This is a genomic window from Candidatus Pantoea symbiotica (assembly GCF_056491525.1).
Window position 1 is genome coordinate 3,898,283 of record NZ_JBSZHR010000002.1, and the last position, 14,548, is coordinate 3,912,830.

17 protein-coding genes are annotated in these 14,548 nt (G+C 55.0%); 11 read left to right on the forward strand and 6 right to left on the reverse strand.

Going from position 1 to position 14,548, the window contains the following annotated elements:
- Positions 1-9: 9 nt before the first annotated feature.
- From ACXIZX_RS18795 to coaD, 7 genes are all read left to right on the forward strand, one after another.
- Positions 10-1,119, forward strand: coding sequence for a glycosyltransferase family 9 protein (locus ACXIZX_RS18795; RefSeq protein ID WP_479404711.1), 1,110 nt, complete (start codon positions 10-12; stop codon positions 1,117-1,119).
- Complete coding sequence (locus tag ACXIZX_RS18800; RefSeq protein ID WP_479404712.1) at positions 1,116-2,117, forward strand: glycosyltransferase; 1,002 nt, start codon at positions 1,116-1,118, stop codon at positions 2,115-2,117. The genes ACXIZX_RS18795 and ACXIZX_RS18800 overlap by 4 nt, the downstream gene beginning before the upstream one ends.
- 73 nt (positions 2,118-2,190) lie before the next feature.
- A complete protein-coding gene (gene rfaQ / locus ACXIZX_RS18805; RefSeq protein WP_479404713.1) occupies positions 2,191-3,267 on the forward strand; it encodes a putative lipopolysaccharide heptosyltransferase III in 1,077 nt (358 codons plus the stop codon).
- Positions 3,260-4,393 carry a glycosyltransferase family 4 protein gene (locus ACXIZX_RS18810; RefSeq protein WP_479404714.1) on the forward strand — a complete coding sequence of 378 codons (1,134 nt, stop codon included), beginning with the start codon at positions 3,260-3,262 and terminating at the stop codon, positions 4,391-4,393. The genes rfaQ and ACXIZX_RS18810 overlap by 8 nt, the downstream gene beginning before the upstream one ends.
- 85 nt (positions 4,394-4,478) lie before the next feature.
- A complete protein-coding gene (waaA, locus tag ACXIZX_RS18815; RefSeq protein WP_008109734.1) occupies positions 4,479-5,753 on the forward strand; it encodes a lipid IV(A) 3-deoxy-D-manno-octulosonic acid transferase in 1,275 nt (424 codons plus the stop codon).
- 3 nt (positions 5,754-5,756) lie between these two features.
- On the forward strand, positions 5,757-6,533 hold the full coding sequence (locus tag ACXIZX_RS18820) for a glycosyltransferase family 2 protein (protein ID WP_479404715.1): 777 nt from the start codon (positions 5,757-5,759) through the stop codon (positions 6,531-6,533).
- Entirely contained in the window at positions 6,530-7,015 is a 486-nt protein-coding gene (coaD, locus tag ACXIZX_RS18825; protein ID WP_008109737.1) for a pantetheine-phosphate adenylyltransferase, read from the forward strand. Before ACXIZX_RS18820 ends, coaD begins: the two co-directional genes overlap by 4 nt.
- Before the next feature lies 1 nt (position 7,016).
- Here the strand turns inward: coaD and mutM are convergent, their stop codons facing one another.
- From mutM to radC, 4 genes are all read right to left on the reverse strand, one after another.
- Positions 7,017-7,826 (reverse strand): bifunctional DNA-formamidopyrimidine glycosylase/DNA-(apurinic or apyrimidinic site) lyase, encoded by an 810-nt coding sequence (mutM, locus tag ACXIZX_RS18830; RefSeq protein ID WP_008109739.1) that lies wholly within the window; start codon positions 7,824-7,826, stop codon positions 7,017-7,019.
- A 69-nt stretch (positions 7,827-7,895) separates the two neighbouring features.
- Positions 7,896-8,063 carry a 50S ribosomal protein L33 gene (gene rpmG, locus ACXIZX_RS18835; RefSeq protein ID WP_001051798.1) on the reverse strand — a complete coding sequence of 56 codons (168 nt, stop codon included), beginning with the start codon at positions 8,061-8,063 and terminating at the stop codon, positions 7,896-7,898.
- Positions 8,064-8,074: 11 nt separating this feature from the next.
- On the reverse strand, positions 8,075-8,311 hold the full coding sequence (gene rpmB / locus ACXIZX_RS18840; protein WP_007885297.1) for a 50S ribosomal protein L28: 237 nt from the start codon (positions 8,309-8,311) through the stop codon (positions 8,075-8,077).
- 243 nt (positions 8,312-8,554) lie between these two features.
- Positions 8,555-9,211 carry a RadC family protein gene (gene radC / locus ACXIZX_RS18845; RefSeq protein ID WP_091004304.1) on the reverse strand — a complete coding sequence of 219 codons (657 nt, stop codon included), beginning with the start codon at positions 9,209-9,211 and terminating at the stop codon, positions 8,555-8,557.
- A 185-nt stretch (positions 9,212-9,396) separates the two neighbouring features.
- Here radC and coaBC point away from each other — a divergent pair, with 185 nt between their 5' ends.
- The 3 genes from coaBC (at position 9,397) to slmA (ending at position 11,766) form a co-directional block, all read left to right on the forward strand.
- On the forward strand, positions 9,397-10,617 hold the full coding sequence (gene coaBC / locus ACXIZX_RS18850; RefSeq protein WP_479404716.1) for a bifunctional phosphopantothenoylcysteine decarboxylase/phosphopantothenate--cysteine ligase CoaBC: 1,221 nt from the start codon (positions 9,397-9,399) through the stop codon (positions 10,615-10,617).
- Positions 10,595-11,053 (forward strand): dUTP diphosphatase, encoded by a 459-nt coding sequence (dut, locus tag ACXIZX_RS18855; RefSeq protein ID WP_008109745.1) that lies wholly within the window; start codon positions 10,595-10,597, stop codon positions 11,051-11,053. The genes coaBC and dut overlap by 23 nt, the downstream gene beginning before the upstream one ends.
- Before the next feature lie 116 nt (positions 11,054-11,169).
- A complete protein-coding gene (gene slmA / locus ACXIZX_RS18860) occupies positions 11,170-11,766 on the forward strand; it encodes a nucleoid occlusion factor SlmA (RefSeq protein ID WP_008109747.1) in 597 nt (198 codons plus the stop codon).
- Between the two features lie 41 nt (positions 11,767-11,807).
- On the opposite strand, the gene pyrE is transcribed toward slmA, so the two are convergent.
- Together pyrE and rph are read right to left on the reverse strand one after the other, a co-directional pair.
- Complete coding sequence (gene pyrE, locus ACXIZX_RS18865; protein WP_008109749.1) at positions 11,808-12,449, reverse strand: orotate phosphoribosyltransferase; 642 nt, start codon at positions 12,447-12,449, stop codon at positions 11,808-11,810.
- A 49-nt stretch (positions 12,450-12,498) separates the two neighbouring features.
- On the reverse strand, positions 12,499-13,215 hold the full coding sequence (gene rph, locus ACXIZX_RS18870) for a ribonuclease PH (RefSeq protein ID WP_061720334.1): 717 nt from the start codon (positions 13,213-13,215) through the stop codon (positions 12,499-12,501).
- Between the two features lie 144 nt (positions 13,216-13,359).
- Between rph and ACXIZX_RS18875 the strand changes: the two genes are divergently transcribed.
- A complete protein-coding gene (locus ACXIZX_RS18875; protein ID WP_479404895.1) occupies positions 13,360-14,544 on the forward strand; it encodes a NupC/NupG family nucleoside CNT transporter in 1,185 nt (394 codons plus the stop codon).
- Positions 14,545-14,548 lie beyond the last annotated feature (4 nt).

The following is a 14,548-nucleotide window of genomic DNA, read 5'->3' on the forward strand; positions in this document are numbered from 1 at the left end:
GATAGATCGTTGACGTATGTAATACTCTTTATACTTTTTTTACCGGTCAAATGGGTGATGAAAATCTTCCACGGCCGAACCGGTAAAAATCTGGTCATTCAAACAGCCAAGATCGGTGATTTCATTAATATCACCCCGCTATTAACCCATCTGGGAAAAAGCGATGCGCTATTGAGCAATAGCGTTGCCGCTCTTGCCACGCGCGATAACACGCTGGAAAACATCTGGTATATCGAAGAGCATCGTTCAGGCTTAGTCAAAAAAATGAAGTTGGTGTGGCTGATACTCAACCGCTACGACAACATCTATCTATTACATCCAACCAATCTTAATCTGTTTATTGCCGCTTGCTGTAATGCCAGCAACAAACAGTTTCTTTCCAGCTATCGCCGCAAAGGTTATCAGGGACTGTTTTATCTCACCGCAAGCGGCGTGGTCGAGCATGAGAAAAATACCCTGACTCTGGAAAATTACTTAAAACTCGCCGATCGCTCATTTACTAAAGAGAGCTATCCGAAGCATGCCACACAACCACTTTGGCAACCCAACTCGTTGCCAGATGAAATATTCCAGCATGATGGCATTCGTATTGGCATCAGCATCACCGCAGGTAACCAGGCAAAGACTATCCCGCCGATGATTTGGCAGCGACTTTTTGACCACTTGAGCGATCTGCCCTGTCATTTTTACGCCTTTGGCGCACCGAATGAACAATCACGCTTGCAGGAGCTGTATAAAGTTGTCGGCGCGCGCGAGAACCTCATCAGCCTGGTTGGCAAGGTGCCATTAGAAGACGTGCCAGCGGCTATCGGTGAAATGGATTTCTATATCGCGTCAGATTCCGGCAATGTCTATATCGCCGATGCGCAGCAGGTGCCGATCATTTTGATTTATGGCCCATGTTGCGTCGAAGAGCAGCGCCCTCTGGGCGAAGTATTATTGATTGGCCCAAATCATATTGCGCCTTCATCCTTTGTGTTCGCGGCGCAGTACAAATTTATGCATCCCACTGAACAGCTTTTTGAACTGGATCAGCGGAAGTTAGACGACATTCACGATTTTATCAGCGCGCGTCAGCAGCAACGTTTGGCGCGACGGAAGAACATGAAAACAGCATGACCATGCAGCCTGAAAGATCATCCCCGTTACTCAGCCTCATTATTCCCATGTTCAATGCGGGCAGTGATTTTGCCGCCTGCATGCAGTCGTTGCTGGCGCAAACGCTTACCTCACTGGAAATCATCGTTGTCGATGATGGCTCCACGGACGGTTCCGGCGAACGCGCCGACGCCTACGCGCAGCAGCACCCACATGTGCGAGTGATCCACCAGGCCAACGGCGGCGTATCGCGCGCGCGCAATGCCGGCTTAGCGGTAGCGCGCGGTAAGTACGTTTCGTTTCCAGATGCCGACGACACCATGGATCCGGCGATGTATCAAACGCTGGTTGAGATGGCAGAACGCGACAATCTCGATGCTGCGCAGTGCAACGCAGAATGGTTTTTCAAAGCCAGTCAGCAAGTTAAACCGCTGATTCCTCTCGATCGCCTCACCAGCACCGAAGTACTCGGCGGCCCTGAGTGGCTCAACAAGGCGCTGCAAACGCATCGCTATATGCATGTGGTTTGGCTGGGTATTTACCGCCGCGAATTGATCGAACGGCTCAAACTCTACTTTGAACCTGGCCTGCATCATCAGGATATTCCGTGGACCACCGAGTTCATGCTGAATGCCCAACGCGTGCGCTACACCGATCGGGTGCTTTACCGTTATTACATGCATGATGCTTCAATCAGTAATCGTAAACGCACCGGCCAGCGCAATGTCGAGTATCAGCGTCATTACCTGAAAATCGCGCAATTACTGGAAGAGCTCAACGCACGCTATCGCCATCAAGTAAAAATCTACCCGGCGTTTCACTACCAGATCACCCATGAGGCGCTTAGCGTCTGCCACTGTATCCGACGCGAGCCCGAAGAAAGCGCGCGTCAGGCGATGATTGCCGATCTATTCGCCACGCAAACCCATAAGCGCATGCTGCGTAATGCGCGCGGCGTACGCCAATGGTATCAACTGCTGTTGTGGCTGAGCCGGATTTACCGCTGGCGTAACAAATAAGCGCCGCGTCTGGCTTTCACCCCTTTGGGGTTTGCCCTACAATCAGCTGACTGAATTCTGAGATCATTTGAGTATGGCAAGCCCGATTCCAGACCAATTTGCACCGAAAAATATTCTGCTGATCAAGCTGCGCCATCACGGCGATATGCTGCTGACTACGCCCGCTATCAACGCTCTTCGCCAGCGCTATCCGCAGGCCAACATTGACGTTCTGCTGTATAAAGAAACTCGTCCGATGCTGGAAGCGCATCCGGCCATTCGCCAGTTACACATCATCGATCGCAACTGGAAGAAGGAAGGCGGCTGGCAGAAGTTCCGACATGAAATGGCGCTGCTTTCAGCGGTGCGTGCTTGCCATTATGACCTTGTGATTAACCTTGCCGATCAGTGGCGCAGCGCCATTATTACCGGTTTCTCTGGCGCGCCAGTGCGCATTGGGTTTGCCTTCCGCAAACGTGATAACGCCTTATGGCGCTGGATGCACAATCAGCTGGTCAGCACGGAAGATCATAATCAGCTGCATACGGTCGAACAGAATATGGCGGCGCTGAAGCCACTGGACATCAGTGCCGCAGGCGCAAAAGCCTCAATGCATTTCAGCGCAGCCGATCAACAGAAAGTGCAGGATGTGCTAGCGCTGCACGCGGTGAAATTGCCGTTTGTTGTGGTGCAACCCACTTCACGCTGGCTGTTCAAATGCTGGGAAGATGAAAAAGTCGCACAGCTGATCGATGCGCTGGTCGCCGAAGGCCGCACCGTGGTACTGACTGCGGCGCCGGACCAGAAAGAAATGGCGATGATCGCCAATATTCAGTCGCTGTGCCATAGCCATAACGTGGTGTCGCTGGCCGGTGAATTATCCTTGCCGCAGCTGGCGGCGTTGATCGATGCGGCACAGCTGTTTATCGGTGTGGATTCTGCGCCGATGCATATGGCCGCCGCGCTGGAAACGCCTTGTTTGGCGCTGTTTGGCCCCACCAAGCTGCAACACTGGCGTCCATGGGGCGATAACAACCGCGTGATTTGGGCCGGCGATTATGGTCCGCTGCCCTCGCCAGACGCCATCGATACCAACACGCAACAGCGCTATCTTTCTGCCATTCCCGTTGAGGATGTGGTGGCCGCCGCCCGGAGTTTTTTGCATGAGTAAGTTACGCCTGGCGATCGTCCGGCAGAAATACCGCCCAGACGGCGGCGCAGAACGTTTTATTTCGCGTGCGCTGGAAGCGCTGGATAGCGAGCAGCTCGATCTCAATATCATCACCCGCAGCTGGCAGGGCACGCCGAATCCGGCCTGGCATCTGCACATCTGCAATCCAGCAAAATTCGGTCGCATTTCTCGCGAGCGCGGTTTTGCGCGTGCCGCACGTGAATGTTGGGAACGCGAGAAGTTCGATATTGTGCAGAGCCACGAACGCATCGCCGGTTGCGATATCTTTCGTGCCGGTGATGGCGTGCACCGCGTTTGGCTGGAGCAGCGCGCGCGCATCGTGTCGCCCTGGCAGCGCTTAAGTGCCCGCCTCAGCCCTTATCATCGTTATGTGTTGCAGGCGGAAGCCGAAATGTTCAACGCGCCGTCATTGAAAGCGGTGATCTGTAATTCAGAGATGGTGAAGCAGGATATTTTGCGGCACTTCACGCTTGATGCCAGCAAGATCCATGTGATTCATAACGCCATTGATAGTCAACGCTTCCTGCCAGCCAGCGAAGCACTGCGCCATGCGGCACGCCAGCAGCTCAAACTGCCGCAAGATGCCACGGTAATGATTTACGTAGGTTCGGGCTTTGAGCGCAAAGGATTGAAGGCGGCGATTGAAGCAGTAGCGAAAAGCGATCGTTATCTGGTGGTGGTCGGCCAGGATAAGCAGTTGTCGCGCTATCAGCAGCTGGCAAACCAGCTGAATTGCCTCGACCGCTTACGCTTTGTTGGCATGCAGCAGGACGTGCAACCGTTCTACCATGCAGCCGATGCGCTGCTGCTGCCCACACTATATGATCCCTTCCCGAATGTGGTGCTGGAAGCGATGGCCTGCGGTTTGGCGGTGATCACCAGCACCGGCTGCGGCGGCGCGGAGTTTATCACTGCAGGCCAGGAAGGTTTTGTCTGCGATGCATTAGATATCAAAGCGTTAAACGAAGCCGTAAAAGCAACACCGGCGCTTTCACACAATTCTGCCATGGGCGAAGCCGCACGTCGCAGAATTGAACCTTATGGCCCGCAGCGGCTGGCGCAAGCGCTGACCTCGTTGTATCAGCAAGTGCTGCAGACCCGCTGACGAAGTGGTATGAGCAGGCGGTTAATTTCTGATAACATGCCGCCTTTCCTCTGTTTTTTGACGCGATTCTGTCGTAACGGTAACTATGACGACTCTATACACAGCCTTGCTCTATCTGATTCAGCCACTAATCTGGCTGCGCCTGTGGCTGCGCGGTCGAAAAGCACCGGCCTATCGTAAACGTTGGGCAGAACGCTACGGCTATTGCACTGGAAAAGTGCTGCCGCATGGCATTGTGTTGCACTCGGTTTCCGTCGGCGAGACGCTGGCGGCAGTGCCGCTGGTGCGCGCGCTGCGTCACCGCTATCCGACGCTACCGATTACCGTCACCACCATGACGCCGACCGGCTCCGAACGTGCGCAGTCAGCGTTTGGCAAAGATGTGCACCACGTTTACCTGCCGTACGATCTGCCAGGTTCCATCAACCGTTTCCTTGATACCGTCGATCCACGCCTGGTGATCATCATGGAAACCGAGCTGTGGCCAAACATTATTCGTATTCTTCATCAGCGCAAGATTCCGCTGGTGATTGCCAACGCGCGCCTGTCTGAGCGCTCGGCCAAAGGCTACAAAAAACTTGGCGGCTTTATGCGCGACTTGCTGCAACGCATCACGCTGATTGCCGCGCAAAACGCCGAAGATGGCGACCGTTTCCTCAGCCTTGGCCTGAAGCGTTCGCATCTCACCGTTACCGGCAGCCTCAAATTTGATATTTCCGTGACGCCAGAGCTGGCGGCAAAAGCGGTCACGCTGCGTCGTCAGTGGGCATCGCGTCGTCCGGTGTGGATCGCCACCAGCACCCACGAAGGCGAAGAAGCGATTGTGCTCGATGCGCATCGTCGCCTGCTGCAACAATTCCCCGATCTGTTGCTGATTTTGGTGCCACGCCATCCTGAACGTTTCAAAGATGCCTGCGACCTGACGCAAAAACGTGGCTTCAGCTTTACCCTGCGCAGCAGCGGCGAAATTCCTTCAAGCTCCACGCAAGTGGTGATTGGCGACACCATGGGCGAGTTGATGATGCTGTACGGCATCGCCGATCTCGCTTTTGTGGGCGGCAGCCTGGTCGAGCGCGGCGGTCACAATCCGCTGGAACCGGCAGCACATGCCATTCCGGTGCTGATGGGCCCGCACATCTGGAACTTCAAAGATATCTGCGCCAAGCTGCAGCAAGCCGAAGGGCTGATTACCGTCACTGACGTGGTATCGCTGCAGAAAGAGGTCGCTAACCTGCTGCAGGATGACGATTACCGCCGCTATTACGGCCGCCATGCTGTGGAAGTGCTGCATCAAAATCAGGGCGCATTACAGCGTCTGCTACAGTTACTCGAACCTCACTTACCACCGCGAGCTCACTAATTCATGTCGCAACGCCAACGTCTCTCCGTGGTGATGATCGCCAAAAACGAAGCTGAACTGCTGTCGGAGGCGCTGGCTTCTGTCAATTGGGCGGATGAGATTGTGGTGCTGGATTCCGGCAGCAGCGATAACACGGTGCAGGTAGCTCGCGAACATGGCGCGCAGGTTTTCCAGGCTGAAGGCTGGCAGGGATTTGGCAAGCAGCGCCAGCGCGCGCAGGCCCATGCGCAAGGCGAAATGATTTTGATGATCGATGCCGACGAGCGTGTGACACCAGAACTGCGTCGCGCTATCGAGCAGGTTCTCGCGCAGCCCGCATCGGACAACGTTTACAGCCTCGGCCGCAGCAATCTGTTTCTCGGCCGCTTTATGCGCCACAGCGGCTGGTATCCTGACCGCGTCATGCGTCTTTATCCGCGCAAGCTCAATTACAACGACAATCTGGTACACGAATCACTGGAGACGCAAGGTGCGCCGGTGGTGAAGCTAGCGGGCGATCTGCAACATCTCACCTGCCGCGACCTGATTGCATTTCAGCGTAAGCAGATGAACTACGCCGAAGCCTGGGCAAAAGAGCGTTTCCAGCGCGGCAAACGCTGCGGCTTATTCTCGATCTTTAGCCATACGCTCGGTGCGTTCGTTAAAACGCTGCTGCTGCGCGCCGGTTTTCTCGATGGAAAACAGGGCTGGATTCTGGCGGTGGTTAACGCGCAGTACACTTTCAACAAATACTCGGCGCTCTGGGCGCTGCATCACACCTCAACACAAGGCCGCGTATGAGTACCAAAGCGATTTATCCCGGCACCTTTGATCCCTTTACCTTAGGCCATCTGGATATTGTGACGCGCGCAGCGAAGATGTTTGACCGCATCGTCGTGGCGATTGCCGCCAGCCCGAGTAAAAAGCCGCTGTTCACTCTGGATGAGCGCGTAGATATGGCGCGTCAGGTGACGGCACATCTGCCGAATGTCGAAGTAATCGGGTTTAGTGACTTGATGGCGAACTTTGCCCAGGCGCAGAATGCCAATGTGCTGGTGCGTGGATTACGTGCGGTGTCGGATTTTGAATATGAGCTGCAGCTGGCGCAGATGAATCGGCATCTGCTGCCCACGCTGGAAAGCGTGTTTCTGATGCCGTCAGAAGGTTTCTCGTTCGTCTCTTCTTCACTGGTCAAAGAAGTGGCGCGCCATGCCGGTGACGTGCAGGCATTTCTGCCTGCCGTGGTGCATAAGGCGTTACTGGCGCGACTGGCACAGCCTTAACTCAGTGCTGGCAGCGTGGACACCAGAAGGTGCTGCGCTGGCCATGCTTGCCGCTGACAATCGGCGTACCGCAGGCGCGGCAAGGTTCACCGGCGCGACCATAAACCTGCAGCTCTTGCGCAAAGTAGCCTGGCTTACCGTCAGTTTGCAGGAAATCACGCAGCGTGGTGCCGCCCTGCTCTATCGAGCGTAGCAACACCGCTTTGATGGTGTTAACCAGCAGTTCCGCCTCTTCCTGACTCAAACTCATCGCCGAACGATCGGGCAAGATCCCGGCGGTAAACAGCGATTCGCTGGCGTAGATATTCCCGACGCCTACCACCACTTTGTTATCCATCAGCCACTGTTTAATCACGGTGCGTTTGCCGCGTGACTTTTCAAACAGATAAGCGCCATCAAATTCGCTGCTGAGCGGCTCCGGGCCGAGATGCGCCAGCACGCTGCTGCCTGCAAGGTCATTGCTCCACAGCCAGGCGCCAAAGCGACGTGGATCGGTATAGCGCAGCACTTTGCCGTTGCTCATCACCAAATCGACGTGGTCATGTTTAGCGGCCGGTTGTTCGCCGGGTAGCACACGCAGGCTGCCGGACATGCCGAGGTGAATGATGATCCAGCCATGCGGCAGTTCGAGCAGCAGATATTTAGCGCGACGCTGCACGCTCAATACCGGTTGATCGCTCAGCGCGTGGATTTCATGCGAGACCGGCCAGCGCAAACGTGGATTGCGCACCACTGCATGCAGAATCGTGGCCCCCACCATGTGGGGTTCGATACCGCGACGACTGGTTTCTACCTCAGGTAATTCAGGCATCTCATCTCCTCAACGAATCGCAGAAACAAAAAACCCGGCCGAAGCCGGGTTTTTCACAGAACACTAAAATTACTTAATTTTAGCTTCTTTGTAGATCACGTGCTGACGTACAACCGGATCGAACTTTTTCAGTTCTAATTTCTCTGGTTTAGTACGCTTGTTCTTCGTGGTGGTATAGAAGTGACCTGTACCAGCAGAGGAAACCAGCTTGATCTTCTCACGAATACCTTTAGCCATGATTCAGTTCCTTAGTACTTCTCACCACGGGCGCGGATTTCGGTCAGAACCGTATCGATGCCCTTTTTATCAATAACACGCATACCTTTAGCAGATACACGCAGAGTAACGAAGCGCTTTTCGCTCTCAACCCAGAAACGGTGAGAGTGCAGGTTCGGCAGGAAACGGCGTTTCGTCGCGTTCATTGCGTGGGAACGGTTGTTACCCGTTACCGGACGCTTTCCAGTTACCTGGCAGACTCGTGACATTTCTATTCTCCAAAAATCAAATCAGCTCGAGCTTTAAAAACTAGGTTTTGGCCGCCTCGTCAGGCCTTAGCCCGCCCAGGCGAGTTCCATGTGAACCCGCTAAGCTGGCCCAAACGCCAAACCCGAGATTCTCAAAGGTGGCGTAGTATACGCCGCTCAGCCCGAGTGCTCAAGTCCCGAACAGATAAAGATCCCTCTGGATCGCGCAAAAATGCCCTATTTCTGTTCAGTTGAATCGATGAATTACAACCAACCGCGCTCGGCGAAAGAGGTAAACTCGCCGTGACCGATCACCAAATGATCAAGTAAACGGATATTGAGCAGCGCGCAGGCTTGTCCTACTTTTCCGGTAATCTCGCGATCGGCTCGGCTGGGTTCAGCGATTCCCGACGGGTGATTGTGTGCCAGAATCACCGCTGCCGCGTTGAGTTTTAGCGCTTCGCGCACGATTTCACGCGGATGAACTTCCACGCTGGCAATCGAGCCGGAAAACATCTTCTGCGCCTGCAACACGCGGTGCTGGTTATCAAGGAACAGCGCCATAAACACTTCGCGCTCCTGATGCGCCAGCACGCTTTGCAGGTAATGGCGCGTCACCTGTGGATTCTCCATCACATTCTCCCGCGCCAGCTGGCTGGCAAAGAATCGCCTGCCCAGTTCGGCTATGGCATACAGCTGCGTCATTTTGGCGCTGCCCACACCTTTAATCTGCCCGAGCTCCTCTTTGCTGGCCGTCATAATGCGATAGAGCGAACCAAACTCGTTCAGCATCTGATGTGCCAACAGCAGCACGCTGGTGCCGCTGATGCCGGTGCGCAAAAAAATCGCCAGCAGCTCAGCATCACTCAGCACTTCTGCGCCCATTAACATCAGTTTTTCCCGTGGTGCCAGTTCCGTCATGACCATCTCCTCCCTGCGTTGCGGCGATTCTGCGCGTCAGCCACATTCAGCGCCAGCACGCATTGAACGATTTCAGAGCCGGCTCGCAAAGGCCGCAGGCAGTGAAAAGGCGCGTTGCGGATTTTGTGATAAAGTTGCCTGCATCTGCCGCCCCTGACGCGGCAATCTGCTTTGAGGCGAACAACATGACGGGATTAGCCGGAAAGAAAATTCTGCTGGGCGTGAGTGGCGGCATCGCTGCGTATAAAGCGCCGGAGCTGGTGCGTCGGCTGCGCGATCGCGGCGCTGATGTGCGCGTAATGATGACCGAAGCGGCCAAAGCTTTTATTACCCCGCTGAGCCTGCAGGCGGTTTCCAGTTATCCGGTATTTGATGATTTGCTCGATCCGGCGGCGGAAGCGGCGATGGGCCATATTGAATTGGCGAAATGGGCCGATTTAATTGTACTGGCGCCAGCAACCGCCGATCTGATAGCCCGCGTGACGGCAGGTATGGCGAATGATTTGGTCACCACCGCATGCCTGGCAACCGCCGCGCCCGTTGCCATCGTCCCGGCCATGAATCAGCAGATGTACCGCGCGGCGATCACGCAAGAGAACCTGCAACGTCTGCATCAGCGCGGCATGCTGATTTGGGGGCCCGACAGCGGCAGCCAGGCGTGCGGCGATATTGGTCCGGGCCGCATGCTCGACCCGCTGGCGATTGTGGCGCACGCACTTGAATGGGCTGCGCCCGTCAACGATCTGCAACATCTCAACATTATGATCACCGCCGGTCCAACACGCGAAGCGCTGGACCCGGTGCGTTATATCAGCAATCACAGCTCGGGCAAGATGGGCTTTGCGATTGCGGCTGCGGCAGCAAAACGCGGTGCGAAGGTGACGCTGATTGCCGGTCCGGTGGCGCTGCCAACGCCAGCTGGCGTGCAACGCGTGGACGTCGACAGCGCGCTGGAGATGGAAGCGGCGGTGATGGCGCAAATCCAGCAACAACATATTTTCATTGCCAGCGCAGCCGTGGCAGACTACCGGGCGGCTACGATTGCCGCAGAGAAAATCAAAAAACAGGGTGGCGACGATAGCGTCACGCTGCAGTTGGTGAAGAACCCCGATATTGTCGCAGGCGTGGCAGCGCTGCAGAAAAATCGCCCTTACGTTGTGGGATTTGCTGCCGAAACCCAGAATGTGGAAGAATACGCGCGGCAAAAACGGGTGCGAAAAAACCTGGATCTGATTTGTGCCAACGATGTGGCGCAGGCGGGTCAGGGCTTCAATAGCGACACCAATGCTCTTCACCTTTTTTGGCAGGAAGGAGAAAAAGTCTTACCGCTCAGTGATAAGACGCTCCTTGGCCAACAATTAATAGACGAGATTGTCAGCCGTTATGATGAAAAAAATCGACGTTAAAATTCTTGATGCACGTGTGGGCAACGAATTCCCGCTGCCGACTTATGCAACCTCTGGTTCCGCAGGTCTCGATTTACGCGCCTGCCTGGATGATGCACTGGAAATCGCACCAGGCATGACCACGCTGGTTCCCACCGGTTTGGCGATTCACATTGGCGATCCAGGTCTGGCAGCCGTGATTCTGCCGCGCTCCGGCCTTGGCCATAAACATGGCATCGTGCTGGGCAACCTGGTCGGTTTGATCGACTCCGATTATCAGGGCCAATTGATGGTTTCCGTCTGGAACCGTGGCCAGGACAGCTTCACGCTGCAGCCAGGCGACCGTTTGGCACAGCTGGTCTTCGTGCCGGTCGTGCAGGCCGAATTTAACCTGGTGGAAGATTTTGACACCAGCGATCGCGGCGCAGGCGGCTTCGGTCACTCAGGCCGTCAGTAACACGCGACACTTTTCGCTTAGCCATCTTTTTATTTCTTGTCGCCACAGGCCGCTTTGCTTGTGGCAGATGAGGCAGTATTGCCTGTTTTTGGTGAATTTCAGGGGTGTTGAAGGTCATGGCAGAAAAAAAAGTCGCGAAACGGAATCGTCGCGAAGAGATTTTGCAGGCGCTGGCGCAAATGCTGGAGTCAGGCGATGGCAGTCAGCGCATCACCACCGCGAAGCTGGCCGCTAATGTCGGCGTGTCGGAAGCGGCGCTTTATCGCCACTTTCCCAGCAAAACGCGTATGTTTGACAGCCTGATCGAGTTTATTGAAGACAGTCTGATTACCCGCATCAATCTGATCCTGAAAGATGAAAAAGAGACGCTGACGCGACTGCGTTTAATCGTGCAGCTGATTCTGGGATTTGGTGAGCGTAATCCGGGGCTGACGCGTATTTTGACCGGCCACGCGCTGATGTTTGAACAGGATCGCCTGCAAGGGCGTATCAACCAGCTGTTCGAACGTATTGAAGTGCAGCTGCGTCAGGTGATGCGCGAGAAGAAAATGCGTGATGGTGAAGGTTTCCAGAACGATGAAACGCTGCTGGCGAGCCAGTTGCTGGCGTTTTGTGAAGGGCTGTTGTCGCGCTATGTGCGCTCGGAATTCCGCTTTCGTCCGACCGCCGATTTCGAGAGCCGCTGGCCGCTGATGGCTGCGCAGTTGGTTTAAAAGACCAGGTCGGCATTTATGCCGACCTCATTACCGAATAATTAAATCCCGTACTCTTTGCGATACGCGCGCACTTTCGCCAGATGATCAGCCATCTCCGGCTTCTCTTCCAGGTAATCAATCAGCTCAGCCAGCGTAATAATCGCGGTGACTTTGCATTTATAGTCGCGTTCCACTTCCTGAATCGCCGAAATATCGCTGCGGCCGCGTTCCTGACGATCCAGCGAAATCAGCACGCCCGCTAACGTCGCGTTATGCGCACTAATGATATCCATTGATTCACGAATCGCGGTGCCGGCGGTGATCACATCATCCACCAGCATCACTTTGCCTTGCAGCGGGCTGCCGACCAGCAAACCGCCTTCACCGTGATCTTTGGCTTCTTTACGGTTAAAGCAGTAAGGCACGTCACGCTCATGATGATCGGCCAGCGCTACCGCAGTAGTGGTGGCAATCGGGATGCCTTTATACGCCGGGCCAAACAGCAGGTCGAAATCGACACCGCCATCGACGAGCGCCTGCGCGTAGAAACGGCCTAACAGCGCTAAATCGCGACCGGTGTTAAACAGACCGGCATTGAAGAAATAGGGGCTTTTACGTCCCGATTTCAGGGTGAACTCACCAAACTTCAGCACCCCTTTGTTCAGGGCGAATTCTATAAACTGACGCTGCCAGGCTTTCATTTCTCACTCCTCAAATAAAGAAAAGGCGACTCTATGGTCGCCTGTTACATCAATTAGTTAGCGCCGCTTTCTGCGCCTGAATCAACTGCTCAATGCCGCCTCGCGCCAGCGCCAGCAGCTGCAGTAACTCGTCGTGGCTGAAGGGTTCACCTTCTGCGGTGCCCTGCACTTCAATCATGCGACCGTCTTCGGTCATCACCACGTTCATGTCAGTTTCTGCGGCGGAATCTTCCACATACTCCAGATCGCACAGCGCTTCACCGCCGACGATACCCACAGAAATCGCCGCCACCATGCCTTTCAGCGGGCTGGCTTTCAGCTTGCCAGCAGCAACCAGCGCATTCAATGCATCGGCCAGCGCCACGCAGGCACCGGTAATGGATGCGGTACGCGTGCCGCCATCGGCCTGAATCACATCGCAATCCAGCGTGATGGTGAATTCACCCAGCGCTTCCAAATCCACTGCCGCGCGCAGTGAACGGGCGATCAGACGCTGAATCTCCAGCGTACGGCCGCCCTGTTTGCCTTTGGCCGCTTCACGCGCCATGCGGCTGTGGGTAGAACGCGGCAGCATGCCATATTCTGCGGTAATCCAGCCTTGACCTTTGCCTTTGAGGAAACGCGGCACGCTCTCTTCGACGGTTGCGGTGCACAGCACTTTGGTTTCGCCGAACTCAACGAGCACAGAGCCTTCTGCATGTTTGGTGTAGTGACGAGTGAGTGTGACGGGACGTGTTTCAGATGCACTACGGCCTGCTGGACGCATGGTTTCTCTCCGGCTTGCTTAGGTTTGGCTGCGCATTATACGGACTTCGGCTGCGGCTGTCCTGCCCGCGATCGCCACAATCCTGGATGAAATTCTGTGGTGGCTGTGGCTAAATGCGCGTTTCCTCCCTAAAAAAGATAAATGATGATCGCGATACTCCATTTCCTGCTGGCGCTGGTGGTGATCTTTGCCCTTGCGCTATTGGTCAGCCACGACCGCAAACGCATTCGTCCCCGCTTTATTATTCAGCTGCTGATTGTTGAAGCCGCGCTGGGCTGGTTCTTCCTGCATTCGGCGGGCGGCCAATCGGTGGTCTCTGCGGTGGGCCGCTTCTTCGAAACCTTATTAACCTACGCCGCGCAAGGGACCAACTTTGTCTTCGGTAATATGGCGGATCAGGGATTAGCCTTTATTTTCCTCGGCGTGCTCTGCCCGATTGTGTTTATTTCCGCACTGATCGGCATTTTGCAGCACTGGCGCATTCTGCCGCTGCTGATTCGCGCCGTTGGTACTCTGTTGTCGAAGGTGAATGGCATGGGCAAGCTGGAGTCGTTTAACGCTGTCAGCACCTTGATTCTTGGCCAGTCGGAGAACTTCATCGCTTATAAAGGTATTCTCGCCGATATCTCCGCTCCGCGTATGTACACCATGGCGGCGACGGCGATGTCGACGGTTTCGCTGTCGATTGTTGGCGCGTATATGTCGATGATTGATGCCAAATATGTGGTCGCGGCGCTGCTGCTCAATATGTTCAGCACCTTTATTATCCTCTCGATCATCAATCCAACCCGCCCGGAAAACGAAGAGCAGATTGCGCTGGATAAGCTGCACGAAGATCAGAGCTTCTTTGAGATGCTGGGCGAATACATTCTCGCCGGTTTTAAAGTGGCGATGATCATCATGGCGATGCTGATTGGTTTTATCGCGTTAATTGCGGCGATCAATGCGCTGTTCGCGGCGCTATTTGGCTACAGCTTCCAGCAGCTGCTCGGCTACGTTTTCTATCCGTTTGCATGGCTGGTTGGCATTCCGTCCGCTGATGCCTTGCAGGCGGCGAGTATTATGGCCACCAAACTGGTGGCGAATGAATTTGTCGCGATGATCGAGCTGAAGAAAGTGGCGGCTGAGATGACGCCGCGCGGATTGGGGATTCTGTCAGTGTTCCTGGTTTCGTTCGCTAACTTCGCCTCAATCGGCATCGTTGCCGGTGCGATTAAAGGCCTGAACGAGAAACAGGGCAATGTGGTTTCACGCTTTGGCTGGAAGCTGGTGTATGGCTCCACGCTGGTGAGCTTGCTTTCGGCCGCATTCGCCGGGCTGTTTATCTGATAAC

What these genes read in the sequence shown, in the direction of transcription:
- mutM (WP_008109739.1), bottom strand. Translation starts at nt 7,826, where the DNA reads ATGCCTGAATTACCTGAGGTAGAAACCAGTCGTCGCGGTATCGAACCC.
- rph (WP_061720334.1), bottom strand. Translation starts at nt 13,215, where the DNA reads ATGCGTCCAGCAGGCCGTAGTGCATCTGAAACACGTCCCGTCACACTC.
- ACXIZX_RS18875 (WP_479404895.1), top strand. Translation starts at nt 13,360, where the DNA reads ATGATCGCGATACTCCATTTCCTGCTGGCGCTGGTGGTGATCTTTGCC.
- rpmG (WP_001051798.1), bottom strand. Translation starts at nt 8,063, where the DNA reads ATGGCTAAAGGTATTCGTGAGAAGATCAAGCTGGTTTCCTCTGCTGGT.
- ACXIZX_RS18820 (WP_479404715.1), top strand. Translation starts at nt 5,757, where the DNA reads ATGTCGCAACGCCAACGTCTCTCCGTGGTGATGATCGCCAAAAACGAA.
- ACXIZX_RS18810 (WP_479404714.1), top strand. Translation starts at nt 3,260, where the DNA reads ATGAGTAAGTTACGCCTGGCGATCGTCCGGCAGAAATACCGCCCAGAC.
- rfaQ (WP_479404713.1), top strand. Translation starts at nt 2,191, where the DNA reads ATGGCAAGCCCGATTCCAGACCAATTTGCACCGAAAAATATTCTGCTG.
- coaBC (WP_479404716.1), top strand. Translation starts at nt 9,397, where the DNA reads ATGACGGGATTAGCCGGAAAGAAAATTCTGCTGGGCGTGAGTGGCGGC.
- rpmB (WP_007885297.1), bottom strand. Translation starts at nt 8,311, where the DNA reads ATGTCACGAGTCTGCCAGGTAACTGGAAAGCGTCCGGTAACGGGTAAC.
- coaD (WP_008109737.1), top strand. Translation starts at nt 6,530, where the DNA reads ATGAGTACCAAAGCGATTTATCCCGGCACCTTTGATCCCTTTACCTTA.
- slmA (WP_008109747.1), top strand. Translation starts at nt 11,170, where the DNA reads ATGGCAGAAAAAAAAGTCGCGAAACGGAATCGTCGCGAAGAGATTTTG.
- waaA (WP_008109734.1), top strand. Translation starts at nt 4,479, where the DNA reads ATGACGACTCTATACACAGCCTTGCTCTATCTGATTCAGCCACTAATC.
- pyrE (WP_008109749.1), bottom strand. Translation starts at nt 12,449, where the DNA reads ATGAAAGCCTGGCAGCGTCAGTTTATAGAATTCGCCCTGAACAAAGGG.
- radC (WP_091004304.1), bottom strand. Translation starts at nt 9,211, where the DNA reads ATGACGGAACTGGCACCACGGGAAAAACTGATGTTAATGGGCGCAGAA.
- ACXIZX_RS18800 (WP_479404712.1), top strand. Translation starts at nt 1,116, where the DNA reads ATGACCATGCAGCCTGAAAGATCATCCCCGTTACTCAGCCTCATTATT.
- dut (WP_008109745.1), top strand. Translation starts at nt 10,595, where the DNA reads ATGATGAAAAAAATCGACGTTAAAATTCTTGATGCACGTGTGGGCAAC.